25 protein-coding genes and 1 tRNA gene are annotated in these 21,693 nt (G+C 61.5%); 6 read left to right on the forward strand and 20 right to left on the reverse strand.

Annotated features, from left to right (window positions below; translation table 11 throughout):
- Nucleotides 1-15: 15 nt before the first annotated feature.
- Together HFO99_RS33215 and bfr are read left to right on the forward strand one after the other, a co-directional pair.
- Nucleotides 16-414: a (2Fe-2S)-binding protein gene (locus HFO99_RS33215; protein ID WP_261322937.1), complete on the forward strand. Its 399-nt coding sequence runs from the start codon at nucleotides 16-18 to the stop codon at nucleotides 412-414.
- Nucleotides 380-865, forward strand: coding sequence for a bacterioferritin (bfr, locus tag HFO99_RS00160; RefSeq protein ID WP_017966050.1), 486 nt, complete (start codon nucleotides 380-382; stop codon nucleotides 863-865). The genes HFO99_RS33215 and bfr overlap by 35 nt, the downstream gene beginning before the upstream one ends.
- A gap of 87 nt (nucleotides 866-952) precedes the next feature.
- Here the strand turns inward: bfr and HFO99_RS00165 are convergent, their stop codons facing one another.
- The 6 genes from HFO99_RS00165 to rsfS form a co-directional block, all read right to left on the reverse strand.
- Nucleotides 953-1,486 carry an RNA pyrophosphohydrolase gene (locus HFO99_RS00165; RefSeq protein WP_222358291.1) on the reverse strand — a complete coding sequence of 178 codons (534 nt, stop codon included), beginning with the start codon at nucleotides 1,484-1,486 and terminating at the stop codon, nucleotides 953-955.
- A gap of 39 nt (nucleotides 1,487-1,525) precedes the next feature.
- Nucleotides 1,526-2,722, reverse strand: coding sequence for a divergent polysaccharide deacetylase family protein (locus tag HFO99_RS00170; RefSeq protein WP_222358294.1), 1,197 nt, complete (start codon nucleotides 2,720-2,722; stop codon nucleotides 1,526-1,528).
- A gap of 77 nt (nucleotides 2,723-2,799) precedes the next feature.
- Entirely contained in the window at nucleotides 2,800-4,122 is a 1,323-nt protein-coding gene (locus tag HFO99_RS00175) for a S41 family peptidase (RefSeq protein WP_064248995.1), read from the reverse strand.
- Nucleotides 4,112-5,512, reverse strand: coding sequence for a murein hydrolase activator EnvC family protein (locus HFO99_RS00180; protein WP_222358296.1), 1,401 nt, complete (start codon nucleotides 5,510-5,512; stop codon nucleotides 4,112-4,114). Before HFO99_RS00180 ends, HFO99_RS00175 begins: the two co-directional genes overlap by 11 nt.
- Nucleotides 5,513-5,701: 189 nt before the next feature.
- Nucleotides 5,702-6,184, reverse strand: coding sequence for a 23S rRNA (pseudouridine(1915)-N(3))-methyltransferase RlmH (gene rlmH, locus HFO99_RS00185; RefSeq protein ID WP_222358299.1), 483 nt, complete (start codon nucleotides 6,182-6,184; stop codon nucleotides 5,702-5,704).
- An 88-nt stretch (nucleotides 6,185-6,272) separates the two neighbouring features.
- The gene (rsfS, locus tag HFO99_RS00190; protein ID WP_222359224.1) at nucleotides 6,273-6,716 is read right to left on the reverse strand and encodes a ribosome silencing factor; all 444 of its coding nucleotides are present in this window, start codon (nucleotides 6,714-6,716) and stop codon (nucleotides 6,273-6,275) included.
- 210 nt (nucleotides 6,717-6,926) lie between these two features.
- Here rsfS and HFO99_RS00195 point away from each other — a divergent pair, with 210 nt between their 5' ends.
- A complete protein-coding gene (locus tag HFO99_RS00195) occupies nucleotides 6,927-7,304 on the forward strand; it encodes a winged helix-turn-helix domain-containing protein (RefSeq protein WP_222358301.1) in 378 nt (125 codons plus the stop codon).
- Here HFO99_RS00195 and modC read toward each other — a convergent pair whose 3' ends face one another.
- The 7 genes from modC to obgE all read right to left on the reverse strand — a co-directional run bounded on the left by modC (nucleotide 7,305) and on the right by obgE (nucleotide 14,886).
- Nucleotides 7,305-8,372 carry a molybdenum ABC transporter ATP-binding protein gene (gene modC, locus HFO99_RS00200; protein WP_222358303.1) on the reverse strand — a complete coding sequence of 356 codons (1,068 nt, stop codon included), beginning with the start codon at nucleotides 8,370-8,372 and terminating at the stop codon, nucleotides 7,305-7,307.
- Entirely contained in the window at nucleotides 8,369-9,070 is a 702-nt protein-coding gene (gene modB, locus HFO99_RS00205) for a molybdate ABC transporter permease subunit (protein WP_222358305.1), read from the reverse strand. The genes modC and modB overlap by 4 nt, the downstream gene beginning before the upstream one ends.
- A 333-nt stretch (nucleotides 9,071-9,403) precedes the next feature.
- The gene (gene modA / locus HFO99_RS00210; RefSeq protein ID WP_222358307.1) at nucleotides 9,404-10,195 is read right to left on the reverse strand and encodes a molybdate ABC transporter substrate-binding protein; all 792 of its coding nucleotides are present in this window, start codon (nucleotides 10,193-10,195) and stop codon (nucleotides 9,404-9,406) included.
- A gap of 527 nt (nucleotides 10,196-10,722) precedes the next feature.
- Nucleotides 10,723-11,385 carry a nicotinate-nucleotide adenylyltransferase gene (locus tag HFO99_RS00215; protein ID WP_222358309.1) on the reverse strand — a complete coding sequence of 221 codons (663 nt, stop codon included), beginning with the start codon at nucleotides 11,383-11,385 and terminating at the stop codon, nucleotides 10,723-10,725.
- Nucleotides 11,360-12,643, reverse strand: a complete 1,284-nt coding sequence (locus tag HFO99_RS00220) for a glutamate-5-semialdehyde dehydrogenase (protein WP_222358311.1) — start codon at nucleotides 12,641-12,643, stop codon at nucleotides 11,360-11,362. Before HFO99_RS00220 ends, HFO99_RS00215 begins: the two co-directional genes overlap by 26 nt.
- Nucleotides 12,636-13,805, reverse strand: a complete 1,170-nt coding sequence (gene proB / locus HFO99_RS00225) for a glutamate 5-kinase (protein ID WP_222358313.1) — start codon at nucleotides 13,803-13,805, stop codon at nucleotides 12,636-12,638. Before proB ends, HFO99_RS00220 begins: the two co-directional genes overlap by 8 nt.
- Nucleotides 13,792-14,886 (reverse strand): GTPase ObgE, encoded by a 1,095-nt coding sequence (gene obgE / locus HFO99_RS00230; protein WP_222358315.1) that lies wholly within the window; start codon nucleotides 14,884-14,886, stop codon nucleotides 13,792-13,794. Before obgE ends, proB begins: the two co-directional genes overlap by 14 nt.
- Before the next feature lie 84 nt (nucleotides 14,887-14,970).
- Between obgE and HFO99_RS00235 the strand changes: the two genes are divergently transcribed.
- On the forward strand, nucleotides 14,971-15,837 hold the full coding sequence (locus HFO99_RS00235) for an endonuclease/exonuclease/phosphatase family protein (RefSeq protein ID WP_222358317.1): 867 nt from the start codon (nucleotides 14,971-14,973) through the stop codon (nucleotides 15,835-15,837).
- Nucleotides 15,838-15,883: 46 nt separating this feature from the next.
- Here the strand turns inward: HFO99_RS00235 and HFO99_RS00240 are convergent, their stop codons facing one another.
- The 4 genes from HFO99_RS00240 to rplU all read right to left on the reverse strand — a co-directional run bounded on the left by HFO99_RS00240 (nucleotide 15,884) and on the right by rplU (nucleotide 17,874).
- Nucleotides 15,884-16,474: a GNAT family N-acetyltransferase gene (locus tag HFO99_RS00240; RefSeq protein WP_222358319.1), complete on the reverse strand. Its 591-nt coding sequence runs from the start codon at nucleotides 16,472-16,474 to the stop codon at nucleotides 15,884-15,886.
- Nucleotides 16,471-17,127 carry a GNAT family N-acetyltransferase gene (locus HFO99_RS00245; protein WP_017966066.1) on the reverse strand — a complete coding sequence of 219 codons (657 nt, stop codon included), beginning with the start codon at nucleotides 17,125-17,127 and terminating at the stop codon, nucleotides 16,471-16,473. The genes HFO99_RS00240 and HFO99_RS00245 overlap by 4 nt, the downstream gene beginning before the upstream one ends.
- Nucleotides 17,128-17,253: 126 nt before the next feature.
- Nucleotides 17,254-17,523 (reverse strand): 50S ribosomal protein L27, encoded by a 270-nt coding sequence (gene rpmA, locus HFO99_RS00250; protein WP_003543909.1) that lies wholly within the window; start codon nucleotides 17,521-17,523, stop codon nucleotides 17,254-17,256.
- Between the two features lie 33 nt (nucleotides 17,524-17,556).
- Nucleotides 17,557-17,874 (reverse strand): 50S ribosomal protein L21, encoded by a 318-nt coding sequence (gene rplU / locus HFO99_RS00255; RefSeq protein ID WP_003543907.1) that lies wholly within the window; start codon nucleotides 17,872-17,874, stop codon nucleotides 17,557-17,559.
- Nucleotides 17,875-18,178: 304 nt separating this feature from the next.
- On the opposite strand from rplU, the gene HFO99_RS00260 reads away from it, so the two are divergent.
- Nucleotides 18,179-18,268, forward strand: a tRNA-Ser gene (locus HFO99_RS00260).
- A gap of 206 nt (nucleotides 18,269-18,474) precedes the next feature.
- Here HFO99_RS00260 and HFO99_RS00265 read toward each other — a convergent pair.
- Nucleotides 18,475-19,035 carry a DsbA family protein gene (locus HFO99_RS00265; RefSeq protein ID WP_222358321.1) on the reverse strand — a complete coding sequence of 187 codons (561 nt, stop codon included), beginning with the start codon at nucleotides 19,033-19,035 and terminating at the stop codon, nucleotides 18,475-18,477.
- Nucleotides 19,036-19,071: 36 nt separating this feature from the next.
- Entirely contained in the window at nucleotides 19,072-20,508 is a 1,437-nt protein-coding gene (locus HFO99_RS00270) for a DUF6880 family protein (RefSeq protein ID WP_222358324.1), read from the reverse strand.
- Nucleotides 20,509-20,708: 200 nt separating this feature from the next.
- Here HFO99_RS00270 and HFO99_RS00275 point away from each other — a divergent pair, with 200 nt between their 5' ends.
- Nucleotides 20,709-20,963, forward strand: a complete 255-nt coding sequence (locus tag HFO99_RS00275) for a DUF2934 domain-containing protein (protein ID WP_222249187.1) — start codon at nucleotides 20,709-20,711, stop codon at nucleotides 20,961-20,963.
- A 34-nt stretch (nucleotides 20,964-20,997) separates the two neighbouring features.
- On the opposite strand, the gene HFO99_RS00280 is transcribed toward HFO99_RS00275, so the two are convergent.
- Nucleotides 20,998-21,567: a GNAT family N-acetyltransferase gene (locus HFO99_RS00280; protein ID WP_222358327.1), complete on the reverse strand. Its 570-nt coding sequence runs from the start codon at nucleotides 21,565-21,567 to the stop codon at nucleotides 20,998-21,000.
- Between the last annotated feature and the right edge of the window lie 126 nt (nucleotides 21,568-21,693).

The raw sequence follows: 21,693 nt of genomic DNA on the forward strand, positions 1-21,693 counted from the left end.
CGGCCGCCCGACTGAATGACACGGGACTCAAATTTTTTCTTGACAGTCACCATCTTCTTTAGCAGAAAACACGATAGTAAGTGTCATGTTTGGAATGAAGACGTGCTTGTCTGCAGCTGCAATTATATAACCGATAAGGAAATCCGGGAGGTTATCACCAACCTTCTCGATGAAGATTGTTGGCAGCTTATTGTGCCTGCGAAGGTCTACCACGCCATGGAAAAACGCGGCCGCTGCTGCGGCTGTTTTCCCAACGTCGTCGACCTCATTATCCAGACGACCGAGGAATATCACGCCCGTCGTCACTCGACGGAGACCGAAATATTTGATTTCATGTCCCGCTTGAAACAATTCCATGAGGAAAACAGGAGAGCGGACATTGAAAGGCGACAAAAAGGTCATCGAGCGGCTTAACGAGGCTTTGTTCCTCGAACTCGGGGCGGTCAACCAATATTGGGTTCACTATCGTCTTCTTGAGGATTGGGGTTACACCAAGCTCGCCAAGAAGGAGCGCGCCGAATCCATCGAAGAGATGCACCATGCCGATAGGCTTGTCGCCCGCATCATCTTCCTCGAAGGCCATCCCAATCTGCAGACCCTTGCACCTCTACGCATCGGCCAGAACGTCAAGGAAGTTCTGGAAGCCGATCTTGCCGGCGAGTACGACGCCCGCACGGCCTACAAGAAGTCGCGCGATATCTGTCATGACGCCGGCGACTACGTTTCCATGAAACTTTTCGAGGAGCTGCTGGCGGACGAGGAAGGTCATATCGACTTCCTCGAAACACAGATCGACCTGCTCGAGAAAATCGGCGAGAGCAAATACGGCCAGCTCAACGCCGATTCCGCCAACGAAGCCGAATAAGGTTCGAACGAGATGCCGGCCGCTCATGGCGGCCGGATATCCTATTCCTGCCGCCGAGCGCAAACGGCGGCAGTCATCCCGCCGTGATCAGTCTTCCGATTGAAGTGTTTGCAAATGCTGGAACTCGGCCACCACCTGATCGTAGACGGCGCGCTTGAAGGGCACGATCAGCCCCGGCAGTTGCTGCATCGGCTTCCATTCCCAAGCATCGAATTCCGGTTCATGGCCGCCAGGCGGCGGGTTGATGGCGATCTCGCTGTCGTCGCCGTCGAAGCGGAAGGCGAACCAGCGCTGCGCCTGGCCGCGAAATTTTCCCTTCAGCCCGATGCCGATCAGCGCCGGCGGCAGATCATAGTTGATCCAATCTCTCGCTTCGGCAAGCAGGGTCACCGTCTTTATGCCGGTCTCTTCGTAAAGCTCGCGGTAGGCGGCGTCCAATGGATCCTCGCCCTTGTCGATGCCCCCCTGCGGCATCTGCCAGAGCTGCGGCGAGCCGTCATATTCGGAATTGCCATCGGCGATGCGCCGTCCGGCCCAGACGAGGCCATCGCGGTTCAGGATCATCACCCCGACGCAGGGGCGGTAGGGCAGATCCTCGGCTATCACGGTCGCCTGGTTCATCTTCTTCTCCGTTCTGGGATTCTTCGCAAGGAATTCCTCTCAAGGATTCCGGGGATCGTTGGAAAGGGCGGCAACGCCGACGATCTCGATGCCGCGCATTGCTGCCTCCTCGCTCCATTTGGCGATGGCGTCAACGCTCTCATCGAAAGCCGAGGCGACGCCGATCGCCTGGCCGTTCTTGCGGGCGATGCGCTCGAGTTCGTCGAGCTTCTTCAGGACGGCATCGATATCAAGCTGGCCGTCGAGCTGCAGGTCGGCGAAGGCATAGGGCAATTCGGTTCCCTTGGCGATCGCCGCCGTCTTCGACTGCGCCGAGGTGCCGTCGTCGAGAAACAGCAACCCGCGCTTGCCGATGTCGCGCATGACAGGTTCCATGGCGGCGGGATCAGACAGGAAACGGCCGCCGAGATAATTCATGACGCCGGTATAGTTGGTGATCTCGCCCATCGCCTTGTGCAGGTTTTCGATGTTGCGGGCGGCCGATTTCGTGGTCAACAGCGTTTCGGGGCCTGGATCGTTTGCCGGATAATCAAAGGGTTCGAGCGGCAGCTGGAGAAGGATCTCGTGACCGCCGCGGCGGGCTTCCTGCATCCAGCGCTGCAGGCTGTTGCCACTTGCGGCAAAAGCGAAGGTGACCTCCTCCGGCAGTTGCGCGATGGCGCGCTGCGTTCCGGTCTGGCTGAGCCCGAGGCCGCTGACGACGATGGCGATGCGGACGCCGCGCGCCCCGGACGAAGGACGCGCATATTGATCCATCGGCCGCCGGCCATCGGGGCCGACGATCGGCAGCCTGCCAAAAGGCGTCTCTTCGAGTAGTGCTTCATTGGGCTGGGCCGCCATGCGCGGATCCTGGCCGATCTGCATGGCGTCGACCAGCACCGGCGCGCCGCCGTCGCGCGGGCGGGGACTGTATTTGGTGACAACCGAGCCGTCGCCCGTGACGATCTGTTCGACGTTGGCGCCCGAGCGCGGATCGGCGCGGGGCATACCGCCGCCCGCTTGGTCCGCGGCGGCCGTCGGCGGCTCAGGGCTATCGGAAGGGGGCGTTGCGGCTTGTTCGGCCGCCGGCGGTTTGCTGCGTTCGAGCTCATCGCCGCGAAATGCCGTATAAAGGGAAAAGCCGCCTATGGCGAATAGGCAAAGACTGGCGGCGATGCGGCCCAGGCGCAGAAAACCCGGACGCTTGCGGCTGGTTTTGCGGTTGCGGCCCAGAGGCGTATGCAGGTCCGTTCCCAATTTTTCGCCCGCTCCAAAACCGGGAAACAGCAGAAAGGCTCAAGGCCGGGCGAAGTGCCCGGCCTTGACCTGATCGATTACTTGGCGACGACGGCCTTGTCTGGGTTCGGCGGGAAGGCCGGATCGGTCTTCTTGCCGCGCAGAAGGTCGAGCGCGTAGTTCAGCTGAACGTCGTCCTTGGGATCCGGCGGTACGTAGGCAACGGAGCCTGAACCTTCGTCGGTTTCGCTCTGGCCCTTGATGTGGCCGCGCAGGCTGGATTCGCCTTCGGTCACCATCTTTCCCTGCAGTTCCTGCGGCAGCGGCTCCTCAACCTTGATGTCGGGAGTGATGCCGGTGCCCTGGATCGAGCGGCCCGACGGCGTGTAGTAGAGCGCCGTGGTCAGGCGCAGCGCGCCGTTTTCGCCGAGCGGGATGATGGTCTGGACGGAACCCTTGCCGAAGGAGCGCGTGCCGAGAACGGTGGCACGGCGCAGATCCTGAAGAGCGCCGGCGACGATTTCCGACGCGGAAGCCGAACCGCCGTTAATCAGCACGATCACCGGCTTGCCATCCGTCAGGTCGCCCGGGCCGGCATTGAAGCGGCGGGTTTCATCCGGGTTGCGGCCGCGGGTCGAAACGACTTCGCCGCGCTGCAGCAGGGCATCGGAGACGTTGATAGCCTGGTCGAGCAGACCGCCCGGATTGAGACGCAGGTCGAGAACATAACCCTTCAGCTTGTCGGCCGGAACGGTGTCCTTGATCTTCTTGATCGCCTTTTCCATGTCGGGATAGGTCTTCTCGGTGAAGGAGATGATGCGGAGATAACCGACATCGTCCTCGACACGCGACTTGACCGCCTGGACGGCAACGACATCACGGACGATCGTCAGCTCGATCGGCTTGTCGGCACCCTTGCGGATCAGCGTCAGCTTGATCGGCGTGTTGACGGCGCCGCGCATCTTCTCGACGGCGTCTTCCAGCTTCAGGCCGCGCACGGACTGGCCGTCGATCTCGGAGATGTAGTCACCGGCGAGGACGCCGGCCTTGGCGGCGGGCGTATCGTCGATCGGGGTGATGACCTTGACCAGTTCGTCTTCCATCGTGACTTCGATGCCGAGGCCGCCGAACTCACCCTTGGTCTGGGTGCGCATGTCCTCGGCGTCCTTCGAATTCATGTAGCTCGAATGCGGATCGAGCGAGGAGAGCATGCCGTTGATGGCGTTCTCGATCAGCTTGTCTTCCGCAGGCGGCGTCACATATTGCGCACGCACACGTTCGAAGACATCTCCGAAAACCGAAAGTTCCTTGTAAGTCGAGGATCCGGCCGCTTCTGCCGGCACACCCGCCGAGTAAATGACGCTCATTGCGGTCGCACCCATCAATGCGCCGACCAGAACAAGAGAAGCCCTACGAATCATTGCGTGCCTTTCCAGTGTCTTTGGCGGTCCACCACGGCCGGGAATCGACCGGTTTACCGTCCTTTCGAAATTCAATGTAAAGCGTTGGCCGGTTCGTTTCCAGCGCCAATGCAGTTGCGCTTGCCACTCTTTTCGCGCCCATCACGGCAAGTGGCTCGCCGGAGAAAACGAATTTTCCCTGACGGGTATTGATCGTATCCATTCCCGAGAGAACCAGGTGGTATCCATCGCCCGTGTCGAGGATGATCATCTGGCCGTAACTGCGGAATGCGCCGGCGAAAACCACCAGACCATCCGCAGGCGCCGTCACCACCGTCTCTGGATTGGTGGCCACCGTCATTCCCATGGCTTCGTGCCCGGTTCCGTCGGCATCGCCGAACTGGCGCAGGATATCGCCCGTAACGGGCACCTCCAATTTCGCCTTCAATTCTCCGAAGGGATATGCGGGCGCAATGCGGTTTTTATCGGGCACGCCGCTGTCGGCGAGTGCCTTGGCCTGGGCGCGCTGCTCGTCCGTCAGCAGCTTGCGGTTCTCTTCTGCCTGGCGGGCGGCAGCGGCGGCATCCCGCACCGAAGCGATCTCGGATTCCATCGAGACGACGAGGCCTTCGAGGCTGGTCGCCTTGCCTGCCAGTTCCTCGGAATGCTTCCTTTCGGCCCCGAGCTCGGCAGCGTTGCTGCGACTGAGCTTGTCGTTTTCGGCAAGCAGCAGATCCATGCGCCGCTCTTCCTCGATGCCGTTGGTCATCGTTGCGGTCAGCGAGGTCTTCTCGGCAGCGCTTGCGGTCTGCAATGCGGCGAGGCTTGCGAGGTCTGCGGCAAGCTTGTCGGTCTCCTTGCGGATGCCGGGCACGACGGCGCCGAGCAGAATGGCGCTGCGCACGGAGGCGAGCGCGTCATCGGGGGTGACAAGCAAAGCGGGCGGCGGGTTGCGGCCCATGCGCTGGAGCGCTGCCAGCACCTCGGCCAACAGGCCGCGCCGCTCGTGCAGGGAACGGCGGATGCCATCCTCCTTGACACCGAGATCGGCAAGCTTCTTCTCGCTTTTGAGGATCTGCTTTTCGAGCACCTTGCGGCGGGCGGCGGAATCGATCAGTGCCTGGCGGATGCTTTCCGTGCTCTTTTCGAGATCGGCGATGCTCTGCTGAAGCGCGCTCACCTTGTCGGTGGAGAGGCTGATCGTCCTCGACAGGGTTTCGAGTTCGGCACGAGTCTGATCACGTTTGGCGGCAAGTTCGGCCGCTGGATCGGGTGGCGCCGGCCCGGCTGCCGGCTGCGGTGCAGATTGTGCCGCCTCGGGCGCGGCATCCTGCGCCCGGACGATGAACGGATCTGCCGACACGACAATCACCACCACAGCGGCGCCGGCCGCGATAGCCGGTAGGATCATGCGGTGTCGCCTGGTGGATGCTCTCGTCATGCGTGTTGGGGCACTTTCTCAAATCGCGCGGAGACTAAGCTGATTTGGTGCGCTTTGCCAGAAAGTTCGAAGGAGAACGGGGTGGCCAAGCAAACACGGCTGCGTGATATTGCGACGCATTGCCGGGGTATCGGGCCGACGCATCGGGCCGATGCGGCATCAGACGCGGTGATAGGGGTGGCCGGACAGGATGGTAACGGCGCGATAGAGCTGTTCGGCGATCAGCGTGCGCACGAGTTGGTGCGGCCAGGTCATCTTGCCAAGGCACAGCGTGGCGTCGGCACGATCGTACAGGGAGGCATCGAGTCCGTCGGCGCCGCCGATCGCGATGGTCAGTTCGCGTTTGCCCTGGTCGCGATAGGAGCCGAGCAGGTTTGCGAAGGCTTCGCTGTCGAGCGCCTTGCCGCGTTCATCGAGAAGAATGAGGATACTGCCATCGGCAAGCGATTTCAGAAGCATCGCCGCCTCTTCGCGCTTGCGGGTCTCCGCATTGGAGGCACGGCTTTCGGCGACTTCGGCAACACGGGTCAGTTCGAGGCCGACGGCAGGGCCGGCCTTGGCGAAACGGTCGAAATAACGGGCGGCAAGATCCTTTTCGGGGCCGGACTTCAGCCGTCCCACCGCAAAAAGACCTATTCGCATTCATCCGCTCCCGCTCATGCGACACTTCGGGCGCACACAGCCAGCCAATGCCACGTCTCAGGCGCCGGACAGAATGCCGGCACGCCCGTCAGTGCCGTGTTTCTTCATCCATATCCGGAGCCGCCCACATCTTCTCGATGTTGTAGAACTCGCGGATTTCGGGGCGGAACACATGCACGATAATGTCACCGGTGTCGATCAGGACCCAATCACCGCCTTCCTGACCTTCAACGCGGGCCGTACCGAGGCCGTCGTCCTTCAGGTCGGTGAGCAGGTGATCCGAGATCGCCATGACATGCCTGTTCGAGCGGCCGGAGACGACGATCATGTAGTCTCCCAGGGCCGATTTTCCGGCAATGTCGATGGTAACGATATCTTCAGCTTTGGAGTCCTCGAGGCTGGCGAGGACGGTTTCTAGGGCGCGGGCGGCGGCATCGACGCCACGTTCCGCACTCTTCGGGATAACGGCGAACGTTTTTCCCTTGGCGTGTACTGTTGTCAGTGCTTTCCCTTTCCTGGAATGACAAACTATGCACAACACAGATCCGATCGAGACCGGATCATGGTTAAGATAGGCATCAAACCATTAATGTTTCAAGACATGCTAAGGTACGGAACGGCCGAAAATCCGATCTGCCGTTTGAATTGAAGTATTTGGCTGCTCGGGGCGGCCTCGTGCGGGCGGTGTACAGTTTCCATGCCGCAGCGTAAAGTGCGGCAAATTTCACGATCTCCAGATTCAATGACCGACTCAGCCGCAAAAACACTCGTGCCCGTCCTGCGAATCAGCTTCCCGGACGAGGATCGTCTCGGCCATGGCAAGATGGAACTGCTGGAGCATATTCGCCAGACAGGATCGATCTCGGCGGCCGGGCGGGCGATGGACATGTCCTATCGGCGGGCGTGGTTGCTGGTCAGCGAGATGAACCGGATGTTCAACGAACAGGTGGTGGAATCGCAGCGCGGCGGGCAGAAGGGCGGCGGCGCGGCGCTGACGCCGTTCGGCGAGGAACTGCTCGAGCGTTTCCGTCGGATGGAAAGGACGATGCGCACGAGCCTTGCCGACGATCTCGCCTGGCTCGAGGCCAAGCGCAACCTGCAGCAGGGCGAGCGCGGCTGATCAAGCCTCCAGGGCAACTGTCTTGATGACGGCGAAGACCGCCCTACCCGGTCGAAGATCCAGGCGCTCGCAGGACAGCGTCGTGATCCGGGAAAGAATGATATCGCCACCGCAATCGAGCCGGATTTCCACCGTTCCGTCCTCGGTCGACGACATCCCCTCTATCCTTGCTTCCAGGATATTCAACGCGCTGAGCCCCTCGGGCCTTGCGGTCGCCAGCATGACATCGCGGGAGGGGATGCGGATGCGAACCGATTTGCCGGGCGCAAGGGCGGCTCCCGGAATATGGAGTTGACAGGATTTCAGCGCGACCGTTGATAGACGGTGCCGCGCATCGAAGCTTTCGACCGTGCCTTCCAGCAGTGCGCCCACTTCCCGCCGGTCGGAGGCGGTGGAGGGGCGGCTCAATATGTCGATGGCAGGGCCTGTCGCTTCCACCTTGCCGTCGCGCATGACGACGACCTGGTTTGCGAGCCGCGCCACCTCAGCGATCGAATGGCTGACGTAGACGATCGGTATGTCGGTCTCGTCGCGCAGTCGTTCCAGATAAGGCAGAATCTCGACCTTGCGTGCATCATCGAGGGCGGCGAGCGGCTCGTCCATCAACAGCAGGCGGGGCGAGGAGAGAAGTGCGCGGCCGATGGCGACGCGCTGCTTCTCGCCGCCGGAAAGTTTTGATGGCCTGCGCTCCAGCAGCGTCTCGATGCCGAGCAGGTCGACGATGTGATCGAAGCTCTCGCCGTGTGCCGGTCTCGCCGCGAACCAGCGGCCATAGGAGAGATTGGCGCGAATGCTGAGATGCGGGAAAAGTCGGGCCTCCTGGAAGACATAGCCGAAGCGGCGGCGATGTCTAGGGACGAAGATGCCGGTTGCGGTTTCGGTCAAGACTTCGCCGTCGAGGACGACGCGGCCTTCGTCGGGGCGGGCGAGACCGGCGATGATGCGGATCATCGAGGTCTTGCCGGAGCCGGAGCGGCCGAACAGCGCGGTGACGCCACGCTCGGAGGTGAAGGCGGCATTGAGCGAGAAGGCGCCGAGCCTCTGTTTTGCCTCGACGATCAGCGTCATTCCGGGTCGATCCTCCGGCCGGCGAGACGGGCGAGGAATTCGGAGGCGAGCAGGGCGGCCATGGAAATGACGACGGCGACGAGCGTCAGGCGGAGCGCGCCGGCATCGCCGCCCGGCACCTGGGTGAAGGTGTAGATCGCCGAAGACAGCGTCTGGGTTTCGCCCGGAATGTTGGAAACGAAGGTGATCGTCGCGCCGAATTCGCCCATCGCCTTGGCAAAAGAAAGGATCATGCCGGCGATGATGCCGGGCAGGGTCAGCGGCAGGGTGACCGTCAGGAAGACCCAAACAGGGCCGGCGCCGAGCGTTCCGGCCGCCTCTTCCAGCTTGCGGTCGACCGCCTCGATCGACAGGCGGATGCTGCGCACCATCAGCGGAAAGGCCATGACGGCGCAGGCCAGCGCAGCACCCGTCCAGCGGAAAGACAAGACGATGCCGAAATACTGGTCGAGCAGGCTGCCGATCGGACCGCGGCGGCCGAACAGGATGAGGAGAAGGAAACCGGTGACGACCGGGGGCAGGACCAGCGGCAGGTGAACAACGCCGTTCAGCACCGACTTGCCCCAGAACCGGCCGCGGGCAAGCAGCAGGGCGACAAGGATGCCGAAGGGCAGGCTTGCCAGCATGGCGACGATCGAGACGCGCAGGCTGAGCAGGATCGCCGTCCATTCCTCATTGCTCAAGCCGAAGATGTCCAAATGCAGCTGTCTCCCTGGAAAATCCGGTGTCACCCGATGCCCGCCCCTCATCCGCCTGCCGGCACCTTCTCCCCGCTCGCGGGGCGAAGGGGATATGCCGCACCCTCTCCGTCCCCCGCCCACCTCTCGCAGGGCACGTCCCCTCGCCCCGTTTTTACGGGGAGAGGGTTATGGTGAGGGGCAACCATTGGCACGAAGCGGACACCCATTAGCCCTATGTTTGATATCTATCGATGCGGATGCTTAGGACACAAGCCCGAGCATGACGAAAGAGTAGTTGGCCGACTTTGTTAGCGCTGCGGTCGTCGATTCCGCGATCATCTCGCCCCTCGATCATTTCAGGATGGTAAAACCCTGCGCCGTGAAGAAGGCGGCTGCCCTGTCCGATTTCAGGAAGTCGAGATAGGCTGATGCATCCGGGTTCTTGCTCTCGGCGAGGATTGCGATCGGATAGATGATCGGCGGATGGGAATCGGCGGGGAAAGTGCCGACGATGGCGACACCCTTATCGGCTGCGGCATCCGTCTGGTAGACGATGCCAAAGGGCGCTTCGCCGCGCGAGACGAGGGCAAGGGCGGCGCGCACGCTTTCGGCGCCGGCGACCTTGGTTTCGACCGATTTCCAGACGCCGAGCTTTTCGAGCGCGGCCATGCCGTATTTGCCGGCCGGAACCGATTTCGGCTCACCCATGGCAAGCTTGCCGTCGCCCAAAAGCCCTGCGAGATCGAAGCCTTGCTTGATCTCAACCGGTTTTGCCTTGTCCTTTTCGGCAACGAGCACGATCTTGTTGCCGAGCAGGTTGGAGCGGGTGTCGGCCTTGATCAGGCTCTTCTTGGCGACATAATCCATCCAGTCGAGATCGGCCGAGATGAAGACATCGGCGGGCGCGGCGTTTTCGATCTGCTTGGCCAGCGCCCCGCTCGCCGCATAGGAGGCGACGGCTTCCTTGCCGCTTTCCTTCGTCCAGGCAGCATTGGCGGCGTCGAGCGCATCCTTGAGGCTCGCCGCAGCAAAGACGGTGAGCTTTTCGGCTGCGGCTGCAGGCGCTGAAAGCGCTGTCGCGCCAAGCCAGAGGGCTGTGATCGCGGCGATTGCCAGTTTCATCCATCGGCGGCGGTTCTGCATAATTCGTTCCCAGGAGTTCGAAATATTGCGACGAATATAACGGTCGAGGCGTCTTGGCTAGGGATATATCCAGGAAAATATAACCGTATCGACGCTCGCGTTTGCAGCGGCGCAATGTTCACGCATTCGTGAGGTGCATGGCTTCCGCCGAAAGTGAGATCAGCAGCGCGAAAATACCCGGGAGTCAGGTTTACAAACCGCAAGGACTCCCGGCGACCGGGACTGGTTCGTTATTGTTTGCTAATAAAAACAGCAATGGGGAAGCAAAATTCACCTCGAGATTTGCATCCGGTGCATTGCTGCAATGCACCAATCGGTATTCACCTTTTTGTCGAATATGATAAAACATACTCATCGACACGGCTTCTCCTCCTCCCATAGCCGTTCGATAGGGTCGACAACACTCCTCCTCCCAGTTGTCGATCGAGTTTATAAGCCCGACGGATCTCCTCCCCCGTCGGGCTTTCTCGTTTTCTGGATCTTCTGTAATCAGGCTGGCGCATGCGTCTCGCTGGGCGCGCGGCGCTCTATTCGGCGTCGCCGTGCGACGAGCCGTTGCGGATTGCCGTCGAGCTCAGGCCGGAGCGCGGCCCGTGGATGAAGGTCCAGGCCGGCGCACGCTTTTTCCAGAGAATACGGGCATCATCCTCATCGACACGGGCGAAATCGAAAGTCCTCGCCATTTTCGAGGACAGGAAGGAAAGCGTCGCGCCCGGCCGATCGATCACCGCGATCGGGAAGGTGCGGGCAATCTCCTGCCATTTCTGCCATTTGTGAAAGGTCTGCAGGCTGTCGGCGCCCATGATCCAGATGAAATGCACATGCGGATTGCGCGCCTTGACGCGGGTAAGCGTGTTGGCGGTGTAGCTGGTGCCGAGCGTCTGTTCGAAGGCGGTGACCTTGACGCGTGGATCGGTGGCAACACGCTCGCTTTCGGCGAGGCGCTCGGCGAGTGGTGCGAGCTGGTTGCGGCTCTTCAGCGGATTGCCCGGGGTGACCATCCACCAGAGCTGGTCGAGGCCAAGCCGCTTGAGGGCGATCTCGGCGACGAGCGCGTGGCCCTGATGCGGCGGATTGAACGAACCGCCGAACAGACCGACCACCATGTCGCGCTCGCTGTGCGGCATGCGGAGATAGTGCCGGTCCACATTCTCGGTCGTCACGTCAGGGCCGCGTCTGTCCGGCACCATGCACCCGATATTTGAAAGAGGTGAGCTGTTCGACGCCGACTGGACCACGGGCATGCATCTTGCCGGTGGCAATGCCGATTTCCGCACCCATTCCGAACTCGCCGCCATCGGCAAACTGCGTCGAGGCATTGTGCAGCAGGATCGCCGAATCGACCTCGGTGAAGAAACGTGCGACGACGTCAGGGGCCTCGGCGATAACCGCCTCGGTGTGATTGGAGGAATATGTCTGGATATGGGCGATGGCGCCCGATATGCCGTCGACGACGGCAACCGAAATGATCGCGTCGAGATATTCGGTCGACCAGTCCTCTTCGGTCGCGGGCTTCATGCCGGGGGCGACCTTCAGCACCGCTGGCGAAGCGCGGACCTCGCAGCCGGCCTCCGTCAGGACCTCGAGCAGCGGCGTCAGATGCGTGCCGATCGCGGCGCCATCGACGAGCAGGGTTTCGGCTGCGCCGCAGATACCCGTGCGGCGCATCTTGGCGTTGACGATGATCCTCTTCGCCATCTCGATATCGGCCGAGGCATCGACATAGATGTGGCAAAGGCCTTCGAGATGGGCAAAAACCGGCAGGCGGGCCTCGCTCTGCACGCGGGCAACCAGGCTCTTGCCGCCGCGGGGCACGATGACGTCGATCGCCCCGTCGAGGCCGCGCAGCATGGCGCCGACGGCGGCGCGGTCGGTAACCGGAACGAGCTGGATAGCATGCTCTGGAAGCCCCGCCGCCTTCAGACCTTCGACAAGGCAGGTATGGATAGCCTGCGATGAACGGCGCGAATCCGAGCCGCAGCGCAGGATGACGGCATTGCCTGCCTTGAGGCAGAGGGCGCCGGCATCCGCGGTGACGTTCGGCCGGCTTTCGAAGATCACGCCGATGACACCGAGCGGCGTGCGGACGCGCTCGATTTTGAGTCCGTTCGGCCGGTCCCAGGCAGCGATGACTTCACCGACCGGATCGGCAAGGGCGGCGATGGCGCGGATGCCCTCGGCCATTTCGGCGACGCGCTTGTCGTTCAGCGTCAGGCGGTCGATGAAGGAAGCGAGCATCTCGGTGCCTTCGATGTCCTTCAGGTCCTTCGCATTCTCGGCAAGAATACGCGCCTTGTTTGCCAGGATCGCATCGGCCATGGCGTTCAACGCGCTGTTCTTCGCCTCGGTGGACGCAAAGCCCAGCGGTCGTGCGGCAGCCTTTGCCTTGCGGCCGATGTCGTTCATCAGCACGTCAATGTCAGGGCCCGGCGCAACGGTATCAAGCATAGCTCGCGTCCTTCTTCTGCCTTTCCGATTTCGAACCGATCTGCGCGGTCATCACCATGTCGTCGCGATGGACCATGGCGGCGCGTCCGGCATAACCGAGGATGGCCTCGATCTCCGCCGACTTGCGGCCGGCAATCCGACGGGCGTCGTCGGCATCGTAGCTTACAAGGCCGCGGGCGATCTCGCGGCCGGCCGGGCCGATGATCGCCACCGTATCGCCGCGGCTGAAGAGGCCGGAAATGCTGCGAACGCCGGCGGGAAGCAGGCTCTTGCCGGCGCCGAGGGCTGCGACGGCGCCGTCATCGACATGCAATTCGCCGGCCGGCTGCAGCTGCCCGGCAATCCAGGTCTTGCGGGCGGTCACGGGTGTGCCCGATGGCGCGAACCAGGAGGAACGCGCGCCGTTTTCGATCGCCGACAGAGGATTGTCGGTCTTGCCGGAAGCGATGATCATCGCGCAGCCCGATGCCGTTGCAATCTTGCCGGCATCGATCTTGGTGCGCATGCCGCCGCGCGAAAGCTCGGAGGCAGCACCCCCGGCCATTGCCTCGATCTCGGGGGTGATTTCGGCAATCGTTTCCAGGAACGTCGCGTTCGGATCGAGATGCGGCGGCGCGGTGTAGAGGCCGTCGATATCGGAGAGAAGAATGAGCAGATCGGCGCCGGTCATCGTCGCGACGCGGGCGGCCAGGCGGTCGTTGTCGCCATAGCGGATCTCGCTGGTCGCAACCGTATCGTTCTCATTGATGATCGGCACGGCGCCGATCTTCAAAAGCTGATTGATGGTGGCGCGCGCATTGAGATAGCGGCGGCGCTCCTCGGTATCGCCGAGCGTCAGCAGGATCTGGCCGGCGACGATCTCGTCGCGCGACAGGCTTTCCGACCAGGCGCGCGCCAGCGCGATCTGGCCGACGGCCGCTGCCGCCTGGCTTTCCTCCAGCTTCAGCGCGCCTGACGGAAGGTCGAGCACCGAGCGGCCGAGCGCGATTGCGCCCGAGGAGACGACGAGCACATCGATACCCTTGGCCTTCAGGTCTGAGATATCGGCACACATGGCGTCAAGCCAGGCCTTCTTCAGCCCGGCCTTGCGATCGACCAGAAGCGCCGATCCGATCTTGATGACGATGCGGCGGTAGCGGCCAAGCGGCTTACGGCTGGTCATCGCCCTCGTCTCCACCCTTGTCCTCGCCCTCATCGGTGACGACCATGTCGCGATGGCGCAGCTTCGGCACCTTGGCCGGCTTCTCTTCGGTATTGACGTCGACGATGATGTCGCGCAGCGCACGCAGCACCTCGGTCATGCCTTTGCCGGTGACGGCCGAAATCTGGAATGGCGTCTTGCCGCAGGCCTTGGCCAATTCCTTGGTCTTCTTCTTCAACTCGGCATCGTCGAGCACGTCGATCTGTGACAGCGCCACGATCTCAGCCTTGTCGGTCAGCTCGTTTCCGTAGGCTTCGAGTTCGTGCTTGACCGTCTTATAGGCCTTGCCGACCTTTTCCTCCTGGGCGGAGATGAGATGGAGCAGCACGCGGGTGCGCTCGACATGGCCGAGGAAACGGTCGCCGATGCCGACGCCTTCATGGGCGCCTTCGATCAGGCCCGGAATGTCGGCCAGGATGAATTCGCGCTCGTCGATGGTGGCGACGCCGAGATTGGGATGCAGCGTGGTGAAGGGATAGTTGGCGATCTTCGGCCGAGCCCGGGTGACGGCAGCCAGGAAGGTCGATTTGCCGGCATTCGGCATGCCGACGAGGCCGGCGTCGGCAATCAGCTTCAGGCGTAGCCAGATGGTCTTTTCCTCGCCGGGCAGGCCGGGATTGGCCCAATCCGGCGCCTGGTTGGTCGAGGTTTTGAAATGGGCGTTGCCGAAACCGCCATTGCCGCCATGGGCGAGGCAGTAACGCTGGCCTTCGACGGTCAGGTCGCAGATCAGCGTTTCCTGATCTTCCTCGAAGATCTGGGTGCCCACGGGAACCTTGAGCGTCACGTCGCTTCCATTGGCGCCGGTGCGGTTCCTGCCCATGCCATGGGTGCCGATCGTCGCCTTGAAATGCTGCTGAAAACGGAAATCGATCAGCGTGTTCAGGCCGTTGACGGTCTCGACCCAGACGTCGCCGCCGCGTCCGCCGTCGCCGCCATCCGGGCCGCCGAACTCGATGAATTTCTCGCGTCGGAAGGAAACGCTGCCGCCGCCGCCGTCCCCGGACTTGATATAGACCTTTGCTTCGTCGAGAAATTTCATTTTACTTCCAATATTCAGTGGCAGTTGGACGGCCCGTCTTGGCCCATTCGATATAGGCGGTTCCGACGGAGGTCAAAGATTATCGTGAATTTTGCGAGCTATAACATACAGTACGGCTTCGGTCTCGACGGCAGATACGATCTGCCGCGCATTGCCCGGAGCCTCGAAGGAGCCGATGTCATCGCGCTGCAGGAGGTGACCCGCGGCTTCTCCCGCAACGGTTTTGCCGACATGGTGGCCGATGTTGCGGCCTTCTTTCCCGACCATTTCTGGGTGTATGGGCCGGCCTGCGACATGCATATCGAGCCGGTCGAAGGCGGGCTCCAGCCGGTGAGCGGCACGCGCTTTCAGTTCGGCAATATGGTGCTGTCGCGCTGGCCGATCGCCTCGACCCGAACGCTGCTTCTGCCGCGCAGCCGGACGATCGGCAAGATCAACCTGCAGCGCGGCGCAACAGAGGCGGTAATCGACGCACCTGGCGGTGCGATCCGCGTCTACTGCGTGCATCTCGACCATGTATCCGCCGACGAGCGCATCCGCCAATTGGAATTCTTGAACACGCATATCAATGCTTTCGTCCAGGAGGGTGGGTCGCTGACCGGGGCTGGCGAATTCGATCTGCCGGAGCCGCCGCTGCCGGAGGATTACCTGATCATGGGCGATTTCAATATGGAGCCGGAATCGCCGGAATATTGCGCGCTTGCCGGTGCTGGCGGCGGATATTATGGCCGTGTGGCGAGGATCGGCACGCCGGTCGACGCCTTTGCGGCGCTGGAGGCTTACTCTCCGGGGAGCTACAGCTGGATGGATCCCGAAGATCACGGCAAACGCATGCATCTCGATTACTGCTTCGTCAGTTGCGGCCTGCAGAGCCGATTGAAATCCGCCCGGATCGATACGCAATCCGTCGGTTCCGATCATTTCCCCGTATGGGTCGAGATCGGCGATTGATGGAATTGATGGAGACGCCGCCGGTGCGGCGACGTCTCGAGTTTGATCAGGCAACCTTTCGCGGCGGCTGCAGCATACCCGGCTGCAGCACGGTTTCGATGTGCGACACCATGGTGTTGCGGGCGAAACAATAGATTTCGCCGCAACCCGTCATGCGGAAACCGAGCTTCTCCTGCAGTCGCAGCGAAGCCGGGTTGTCGGCGAAAACGCCGGAATGGATCGGCGTCTCCGGCATGCGGCGCGAGAAGCGCTCGACGATGGCCGCCACCGCCTCGCTCATATAGCCGCGCCGCCAGTAGTAGCGGTTCAGCCAGTAGCCGAGGTGCCAGCGACCGTGGCGCAGCTCGATCGAGACGTTGCCGATGTGGACATCGTCCTTATCGGTGATCGCCAGTGGCCAGTCGGGCAGGGTGCCCGAGGTGACCGGGATCAGCCAGTCCAGCGCATCCTGCCGGTCGAACGGCGCGGGTACGCGGGACAGCATGCGCGTGACCGCGAAATCGGAGAGCGATTCCGCGATCGCAGGCGCATCGCTCAGCCTGTGGGGGCGGAGCGTCAGCCGGGCGGTCGAGATGACAGGCGCGGGGCCGGGCATCATCGGCTTGACCTCAGGCCTTTGCAGCGCAGTCGTGCTCATGCGATGTTCCCCCAGCTTCGGAGGGACATCCAGGTCTTGCGGTCGAGCCTGTACCATTCGACCGGCACGTTGCTGCCGAGCGCCAGCGAGGCGGCGAGCCCCGAACCCTGGAACTGGAAGCCGCACTTCTGGATGACGCGGCGCGAGGCGACGTTCATGACCCGGCAACGGGCGTCGATCTGATCGACATCCTGGCGGGTCCTGAACACCATGTCGACCAGGGCATGGCAGGCCTCGGTGGTATAACCCTTGTTCCAATAGGGCTCGCCCAGCCAGTAACCGATCTCGACGGTTCTGCCGTCCGCATGCGGCTCGACGCCGCAGCAGCCGATAAAGGCGCCGTTTTCGGCCTTGGTGATCGCATAGACGCACTTGCCAATATCGCCATTTTTCGTGCGACGCACGAAGTCAGCAGCATCATCGGCGGTATAAGGGTGCGGCATACGCGATACCATGGTGGCGACTTTGGCGTTGTTGGCGAGATGGGCAAGGGCGTCGATGTCTTCTTCGTGGGGCGCGCGCATGACGAGCCTTTCCGATAACAAGACAGGGCAATCGGTCCTTAACCGTTCCGGCCTCAGCCGTTCTTCGGAAGACCGCTGGTCTTCCCGGGGAGACCGTGATTGGTCTGCCCTTAACAATTCGCCTTGCATGGTTCAGTCCTCCTTGAGGGGTAAAGAAAAAGGGGAGATGGCGCCCCATCTCCCCTGTTTTCTAGACTGAACCTGATACGGCCAGCCGGGTCGATGAGACGCCGGCTGTTTTTGAGCGCTACCGGCTTATTCCGCTGCTTCCGCTTTCGGCATGACAGACACGTAGACGCGACCGTTGGCCTTCGTTCGGTAGTTCACATTGCCGGCGGTAAGCGCAAAAATCGTGTGATCCTTGCCGAGGCCGACGTTGGAACCCGGATGCCACTCAGTACCGCGCTGACGCACGATGATATTGCCTGCGATGACGGCTTCGCCGCCGAACTTCTTCACGCCAAGGCGCTTGGACTGAGAATCGCGACCGTTGCGCGATGAACCGCCAGCTTTTTTGTGTGCCATTGGAGTTCTCCTTTAAACCTTGTCCCGTTGATCTTACTTGGCAGCCACGATGTCCGTGATACGGACGACCGTGTGATGCTGACGATGGCCGCGCGAACGCTTCGAATTCTGACGGCGGCGCTTCTTGAAGGCGATGACCTTCTTGCCGCGGTTCTGTTCGACGACTTCTGCCTTGACAGAGGCGCCGGTTACGAAGGGCGCACCGATCGCAGCGTCGGCGCCTTCGCCGATCACGAGCACTTCGGTGAATTCAATGGAGTCGCCAGCGGTGGCTTCCAGCTTTTCGATGGTCAGCACGTCGTTGGCCGCCACACGATACTGCTTACCGCCGGTCTTGATGACTGCGAACATTTTTTATCCTTTCATGTTCGTTCCAGCGCTCCCCGCTCATTCAGCAGGTGGCTGTCTTTTTATCAGTCGAAGTTAAGCAGAGATTTCAGAGGTCTAATCCTCGAACTCGTCCTGCCGGTGAAGCCCCGCGCGAGCGCGGGACGAGCTAGGCGCGGATTTCTCCAAACCTATTGCGCAGCCGAGATAGCCGAGGGACAAAAAGCTGTCAAGGCAAAAGGATGGAATGCTTCGACTTTTCGGCTTGCCAGCCTGTCATTTGCCCGTTATGAGAACGCCCGCGCCGAACAAGCGCCGACCAGACCGCGGAGAGGTGGCAGAGTGGTCGAATGCACCGCACTCGAAATGCGGCATACCTGCAAGGGTATCGTGGGTTCAAATCCCACCCTCTCCGCCATTAGCTTCCCGGATTATCAGCGCTTTGTGATTGCCGGGATACTTCCGTGACTGAGCGATAGAACCGCATCCATCCCAAGGCTACACCCGCGGTGTTTGCTGAAGTCCCAAGTTGGAAAATGCCTGCCGCTTTGCACTGATTCCTGCATGATATTCATGGCAGGAGACAAATAAGCGGGTGGGACCGTCTCTGGCACACGGCCGACGTCAATTGCCCAGCGCCTTCTTCACCCAGGCTCCAACCTCATCGCCGCTGCTCATGTCGGCCTGCACCAGTCCGTCGAGCATGAAGGTCGGCGAGACGTGGATGCCGTTCTGCCGGGCATATTTGCAGTGCCGTTTGATTTCCCGGTCGAGATCCGGGATGGCGAAGGCCTCTTTCAGCTTGACGCCGCTGTAGCCTTCCAGGCGCTCGATGATCTGGTTCGGCGTCACATCCATGTTCGCGCCGCCGGCATGGCGTTCGAATTCGAATTCCTCGCGATGGGCGGCGATAGCAGCCATCACCTTCTTTGCAGTCGCCTTGCCGCCTTCCAGCGTCGAGGCTGCGATGATGCAGCGGACGAGGACGCCGGAATACATATGCCAGGGTTGCGACTGCAGGCGGATCTTCACGGTAATCCTGTCTTCGCCGGCCTGGCCGAGCAGTTCGTCAAGCTTATTGAACGCTCTGACCGAATAGGGGCAAGTCGGCTCCAGAAAGGCTTCGAAGATGCGGGGTCCATTGCCCCAAGTGAGCGGATCTGCATGCCAGGAAGTGGTCGTCATGGAATTCCTCTCTGAAGGTAAAGCATCCGCAGCGACTTAGGTCACCAGGCTCCAGAAGCCATGCCTCTTGCCGTGCCGACGTTTAAGTTCTGCGACATAGACGTCATGGGATCTTGTGTCGCCGAAGTCATTGATATGAGGCGCAAGCGATGCGCAGTCCGCAAGATGCCTGGCCGCATGCTTATAGCGGCTGGACCGGCCGCTATCGAGCGCGAAATCGATCACGGAGCGCAAGAGGATGGTTGCCGCAAGCGGATGTTTCTCCGCCAGAGCTTCGGCCGCCGCCGGCATCAGCTCATAGAGATTGCCATCCAGTTCCGCCTTCCGCCTCAGCACGAGTTTTGATGCCTCGGCAGGTGCCGGCCAATTCAGAAAAAATGTAAGCGCCTGATGGACGTCAGGGAAAGCCTGGGCATAAGCGAATGCCTTCTCCTCCGCCTCCAGATCGTCGAAATCCGGCAGTCGCTTGAGGAAGGCGCGGAGATGCTGGTCATGCAGCGACTGCTCGAAGCATGTCCATCTATAGGTCTGCGCCTCCTCTCGCCGCCCCAGGGCCTCGAGCGTCTCGACGCGTGCGAGCTGCCATTCGAATGGCATGCCGGCCTGGTCTGTCGCATCGACCTTATTCAACGCCGCAAGCGCTTCTTCCGCCCGGCCCGCCGAGACCAGACGATTGGCGATGTCGGCCGCAGTCATCGGCATCTTGCGCATTTTCTCGGGGTGCTGGGCGATGTAGGCATCAACATCGCCCTCAGCGTCGGCAATTTCCTGCAAGGCTATGCGCACCATCAGATCCCGCTGAGTGCCGTAGATCTCATCTTCGTAAAGGGGACCTGCGCTGCCCCAGCCGATGATCTCGCGTCTACCCTTCGCCGGCTTGTCTTTCGGCTCCTTGGACCATTGGACGAAGAGGGCTTTCAAGCGATCGAGACCATCCTTGCCGAGAGCTGGCGCCATTGCCGCAATCAGCTTGTCGTACTGGCCGTAGCCATCGTCTTGCACGGCTTTGAACACCTTGTCTGCCAGGACATCGGAGGCGATCTTGGCGGACGCGGCGATTGCGGCAGCATCCTCGCAAGCCTGATGAAAACTTTCGATGAGAGAACCGCTGCTGTCGCTGGATCTTTCAAAGATCGGATTCGCCAGTGCGAGGAACTGCCACATCAGTTCGAAAGCCTCCTGGGGATCCGCGGCGGCAAGGGTCTCTGCAATGGTCTTGCGCTGGGTTTCCAGATCGCTCTTCAGCGCCTTCACTTTGTGCCAGTTGATGACAGTGCGGGCGCGGGCAATGCTGGAAAGCCGCTTTCGCACTTCACGCGCCACCTCGGCGCTACCGTGATTGCCGGCAAGTTCCATTCGAAGCCGTCGCTTATGGGCAGCACTGCCCATACTGATCTCGATCAGCAGCTCGGCAAGGCGCTGGGCACCAAGGGATTCGAGATTCTTCGCATTGAGTGTGGTCTTGGCTGCCATCGGTCATCGCTGTCGTTTCTGTGGATGACCCTATCCTGCAGATGGTACGAGGCCAAGGTCCGGGAATGTGTGCCCCGAATAATCCCTCGGCACCTCGGATTAGCTAAAAACTAACGCTGCCTCGTAACGACTCCTAAAGCCGGTTTTGGCACCTTGTTGCCTGTCGAATATTGCTTCCAAATTTCTCGCTGGGGTTGATTATGAGTCATAATAGAGACGCCTGGGTTAGCCAGCGCGCTTATTCACTATGGGAATTGGAAGGCAGGCCGGACGGGCGTGGGGAAAGCCATTGGGCGCAGGCGCTGAGGGAGTTCGAGCAGCTGGAGCTGACGAGGGCTTCGCCTGATGGAAACGATCTCATCGAGAAACTGAAGGCAGCCGGGCGGCTGATGCGGATCTATGACGGGGCGGCTCCCGCCGTCGAGAACGACCGGGAGATCAAAGCGGCTCGGTAGACCGTATTGCCAAATTCCCGAGCTGCCGAAATATTCAGGCGCATTCCAGGCGGACCACCGGCCTTGCGGGCAGGCGTCTTGCCACTTCAACGAAACCCGCATCCAGAAACATCGAGAGCGTCCCCGGATAAAGCCCGACTCCGCTCGAAGCACGGGCAGCCTGGTCGACGGGGTACGCTTCGAGACATTCGGCGCCGTTTGCCCGCGCAAATTCGACCGCCTGTTTCAGCAATAATCGCGAAAATCCCTGCCGCCGGAACGGCTTGCGGACGATGAAGCAATTGATCGACCAGACCGGTCTGTCATCGACCGGCGCAAAGGGCTTTGAACGGCGCAGCCGGTCGAACACGACGCGCGGCGCGACGCCGCACCATCCGGCCGGCTCATTTTCCTGATAACCGAGAATGCCGGGCGGGCGCGGTTCGGCGAGCAGGCTTCGGAACCAGTTGCGATTCCCCTCGCCCCATCCTGCCTTGTAGTCGGCATTCGGACGATACCAGTAGGCGCAGCGACAATTCCGGCCGTCGGCGCAATCGTCGAAGACCGCTTCTATATCGGTCAGGCGGTCGGTGGTGGCGGGGAAGAAAGACAAGCGATCCTGCATTCGGCCAAATTATGGCGCAGGCGAACGATCGGCAAGCGGTCGACCGTGCCGGCCGATCACGCGCGGCTTCCCTCCAGCTTGAAAGCTCGTTCTTCAGCCGCCGACATCGTTTTGCTGTCGCCGCCG

The organism is Rhizobium leguminosarum (assembly GCF_019798305.1).
In the GTDB taxonomy this organism is placed as follows: domain Bacteria; phylum Pseudomonadota; class Alphaproteobacteria; order Rhizobiales; family Rhizobiaceae; genus Rhizobium; species Rhizobium leguminosarum_U.